We start from the raw sequence: 4,474 nt of genomic DNA on the forward strand, positions 1-4,474 counted from the left end.
GCCGCGGCGGTTTAGCGCTCGCCGACGGCGTCCCGCGGCTCCGTGTCGTCCGCGGGAGCCACGACCTCCTCCACCGGCCCGATCCCGAACGCCGGCTCCACCGCCGCCGCGTACGGGTTCACCATCGCCCGCCGCTCCTCCTGCATCGCCGTCAGCCGCCGCACCACGAGGATCGCCAGGACGGCCGCCACGATGCGGATGCCCCCCGAGGCGATGAGGATCACGATTGAGGCCTGCGGGTCGGCCGTGTTGGAGGGGCGCAGGCTCATCGTGCCGCCGATCCGGGACAGGACCATCGAGACGATCCACGCCGTCCACCAGGCCGTGACCAGGGCCCGCCCGACCGGCCGGCGCCGGCCGTCCGGGTCCACCGGAGCGCTCGCGTCCCAGCTGTCGGCCATGAGCTGCTGCGGGAACCAGAGCTGGACGAACGGGGTGAACCACGCGCCGATCGTCCAGCCCTTGCCGAGCCGGTGACCGAGCGGCAGGAAGAGGCCGGCGTTCTGCCGCACGCGGTGGAACCAGGTGATGAACGCCGCCGCGCTCAGGGCGAGGAGCAGGAAGGTGAGCGAGTTCAGCCCGCCGGCCAGGCGCTCCAGCGTGTCGTAGTCGTCCGGCGAGACGTCCGAACTCCCGTCCTTCACGCGGGAGTAGAGCACCAGCGTGGCGACGTTGGTGCCGACCACCAGGGTGGCCAGCAGGATGTTGAAGGCCAGCGCCACGTAGGTGACTATCGCCGGGACGGCGGGCGAGCGGTACGCCCTCGGCCACATCGGGTCGGCTTCGGCGCAGCTCCAGCAGCGCCGGTTCGGGGTCGCCGCAGGGCGAGCCCCGCACACCGCACACATCATCAGAATTCGTCCACTCCTGGGGGCCGCCGGGCGCGGGCACCGCGCACCGGTCGGTCGGGCCATCGCCCCGAGCGGGGCGGGCGCGCAGAGCCTAGTGGGCCGGGCAGGTCCTCCGCCAGCGCAATTAGGTGGTGGATCGGCGCAGGTCAGAGACCGTACCGGGGGAATCCGGGCAGATCCTCCGAAGCGGACCCGAACACCCCCAAGTCCCGGAGTTCCCGAACCGCCCGATGCTGCGTCACGCGTCGTTCACGTTGCGGTCGCTGACCTTCGGATGAATGAGGACGCCCACAGTTGTACAGCCAACTGTGGCTCCCCCCTCAGCCTCCGTGACCAGCCGCGCGCGGAACCGGCACCCGACGATCCCGGTGATCCCGACGATCCCTGGCGGTCCGGCGGACCGGTCCCCCGGCGGCGGACAGGACAACCGTGGCCGCAGGCAGCGCCCTGACCCTCACCACACCCGCCAACCCGACCGAAGGCGACCGGCTCACCTTCCACTGGACCACCGACGCCCCCGACGCCAAGAACTGGGTCGGCATCTACGACGGCAGCCGCCGGCCCGGCACCGGCTCCTCCCTGCTGTGGAAGTACACCCCGGGCGGCTCCGGCGACCTCCAGCTCGACACCTCGGCGCTCACCGGCGGCCCGTACACCGCCTACCTGCTGGCCAAGGACGGCTACGGCATCCTCGCCCGGACCGAGCCGTTCAATTTCCGCCCCAAGCCCGCCGTGGTCCGCCCGCACGCCGCCGTCGACGCGCTGACCACGGCCCCCGTTGCCCCCGGCAGCGCGGTGTCCGTCAAGCTCGGCGGCCTGTGGTCCCGTCCGGCCGGCAACCCGGCGGGCACCGCCGTCTTCCGCAAGGTCGGCGGCGCCGCCTGGGTCTCGGTCAGTGCCGACGGCACCCTCACCGGCAGCGCCCCGAAGGCCGGCGAGAACCCCGAGCTCGTCGTCGTCGGCGTCAAGGACAGCGCCGGCGCCACCGACACGATCACGGTGCTCGTCCCGGTTGCCGACCCCGCCGGGCCGCTGCGCCTGAAGACCGCGAGCTGGAACCTGCACAACGCCGGCGCCGGCTACACCGACGCGCTGGAGAAGCAACTGCGCGTCGTGCTCGCCCAGGGCCTCGACGTCCTGGCGCTCCAGGAGACCGCCGGCACCCAGGCGCAGACCCTCGCCACCGCGCTCGGCTGGTACGCCTACCAGAGCCCCGGCAGCGTCGGCATCCTCAGCCGCCACCCGTTGGCCGACGTCACCCCGGTGACGGCCGACCTGCCCGCCGCCGCCGCGACCGTGAAGCTGCCCGGCGGACGGACCGTCCGCTTCTGGGCCGCGCACCTCGACGAGGCCGACTACGGCCCGTACGGCGTCCAGGACGGCCGCACCGCCGTGCAGGCCGAGGCCGCCGAGAACGCCTCCGTCCGCCTGAAGCAGGCCAAGGCGCTGGCCGCGGCCGTCCGGGCCGACATCGCCAAGCACACCCCGGTGGTGCTCGCCGGTGCGCTCTCCTCGCCCTCGCACCTGGACTGGACGGCCGCCACCGCCGCCGCGCACGGCGGCGTCGGCGCCGTCGACTGGCCCGTCACCAAGGAGTTCCAGGCCGCCGGGCTGACCGACACCCTGCGCGAGGAGAGCCCGGACCCGGTCGAGGTCCCGGCCACCACCTGGTCGCCGACCCGCAAGCAGCGCGGTGCCGCGCCCGAGCCGCAGGACCGCATCGACTACGTGCAGTACGCGGGCGCGCTCAAGCTCGTCGAGGCGCACGCCCTGGTGGCCGACTGGCCGCAGCCCGAGCCGAACACCGCCGCCAACGAGTGGCCGTCCGACACCGCCGCCGCCGTCGCCACCTTCCAGCTCTGAGAGGCCGGTCCGCCATGTCCGAACTTTCCCGTCGCACCTTCGTCGGCGCCACCGCGGCCGCCGGCGCCGTCGCGCTGACCGGCCTCGCGACGACCCCCGCCGACGCCGCCCCCGCGGCCGAGGCCGAGGCGCTCACCGGCACCGTCAAGGACGTCAGGCACGTCGTCGTCCTGATGCAGGAGAACCGCAGCTTCGACCACTACTTCGGCACCCTCGACGGCGTCCGCGGGTACGGCGACAAGCAGGCGCTCCAGTTCCCGGACGGCACCGACGTGTTCCGCCAGCCCGACTCCCGCCGCAGCGACGGCGGGGTCATGCTGCCGTACCGGATGGACACGTCCAAGTACAACGCGCAGAACGCCGGCGGCCTCGCCCACGACTGGGCCACCGGCCACCAGGCGATCAACAACGGCGCGATGAACAAGTGGATCGCCGCCAAGGGCGAGCGCACCATGGGCTACTTCACCCGGGACGACATCCCCTACCAGTACGCCCTGGCCGACGCTTTCACCCTCTGCGACGCCTACTTCACCTCCCTCGCCGGGCCGACCGACCCCAACCGCCTCTACCTGTGGACCGGCACCGCGGGCCCCGGCCGCGACGGGACCACCGGCCCCTGGATCGACAACACGCCGGTCACCGACAACCCCGTCGCCGACTGGACCACCTACGCCGAGCGCCTCCAACAGGCGGGCGTCAGCTGGCGCGTCTACCACAACCCCAGCAAGGACGACCGCACCGGCGACTACGACGACAACGCGCTCTCCTACTTCAAGCAGTTCCACAACTTCCCGAAGGACGACCCGCGTTACGTCAACGCGATGACGAAGTTCGACCCGACGGACTTCGACCGGCACTGCAAGGACGGCACCCTCCCGACCGTCTCCTGGCTGGTCGCGCCCTACCTCTTCTCCGAGCACCCCGAGGCCGGACCGGCCTACGGCGCGCACTGGGTGGACCTGGCGCTGCAGTCGCTGATGTCCAACCCGAAGGTGTGGCAGCACACCGTCTTCCTCGTCATGTACGACGAGAACGACGGCTACTTCGACCACATGGTCCCGCCCACCCCCGAGACCGGCACACCCGAGGAGTTCACCCACGGGCGGGCGATCGGCCTCGGCAACCGCGTGCCGCTGTGGGTCGCCTCGCCGTGGTCGCGCGGCGGCTGGGTCAACTCCCAGGTGTTCGACCACACGTCGGTGCTGCGCTTCATGGAGGTCGTCACCGGGGTCGCCGAGCCGAACATCTCGGCCTGGCGCCGGGCGGTCTGCGGCGACCTCACCAGCTGCTTCGACTTCGCCGCACCGGACTTCTCGATCCCGCGGCTGCCCGACACCAACGCGCTGATGGCCAGGGCCGACGCGGGCACCAAGCTGCCCGGCGTCGCGCTGCCGGCCGTCGGCGCCCAGTCGATGCCCGTCCAGGAGCGCGGCGACCGGCCGCACCGCCCGCTGCCGTACCAGCCGTGGGCCGACGCCGAGGTGGACCGCAGGACCGGCAAGGTCACCTGCACGATGACCAACGACGGTTCGGTGGCCTTCCCCTACACCGTCTACCCGAACATCGTGCTCCCGTTCGCCGGGACCCCGTTCACCGTCGCCCCCGGCGCCACCGCCACCTACGTGTGGGACGCCGCGGCCACCAACGGCCGCTACGACTTCACCGTGCACGGCCCGGACGGCTTCGTGCGCCGCTTCGCCGGCACCGTCGTCCGCGACGGGCAGGGCGGCCGGAACGACGTCGGCGTGCCGATCGTCACC

3 protein-coding genes are annotated in these 4,474 nt (G+C 72.6%); 2 read left to right on the top strand and 1 reads right to left on the bottom strand.

Annotated features, from left to right (window positions below):
* Positions 1-11 precede the first annotated feature (11 nt).
* Complete coding sequence (locus tag AB0O00_RS30595; RefSeq protein ID WP_363657270.1) at positions 12-773, bottom strand: DUF4328 domain-containing protein; 762 nt, start codon at positions 771-773, stop codon at positions 12-14.
* A 507-nt stretch (positions 774-1,280) separates the two neighbouring features.
* Here AB0O00_RS30595 and AB0O00_RS30600 point away from each other — a divergent pair.
* Together AB0O00_RS30600 and AB0O00_RS30605 are read left to right on the top strand one after the other, a co-directional pair.
* The gene (locus tag AB0O00_RS30600; RefSeq protein WP_363657272.1) at positions 1,281-2,714 is read left to right on the top strand and encodes an endonuclease/exonuclease/phosphatase family protein; all 1,434 of its coding nucleotides are present in this window, start codon (positions 1,281-1,283) and stop codon (positions 2,712-2,714) included.
* A 14-nt stretch (positions 2,715-2,728) separates the two neighbouring features.
* Positions 2,729-4,474, top strand: a 1,746-nt coding sequence (locus tag AB0O00_RS30605) for a phosphocholine-specific phospholipase C (protein WP_363657274.1), incomplete at its 3' end; no start/stop codon positions are given.

The organism is Kitasatospora sp. NPDC093558 (genome assembly GCF_040683475.1).
Classification (GTDB): Bacteria; Actinomycetota; Actinomycetes; order Streptomycetales; family Streptomycetaceae; genus Kitasatospora.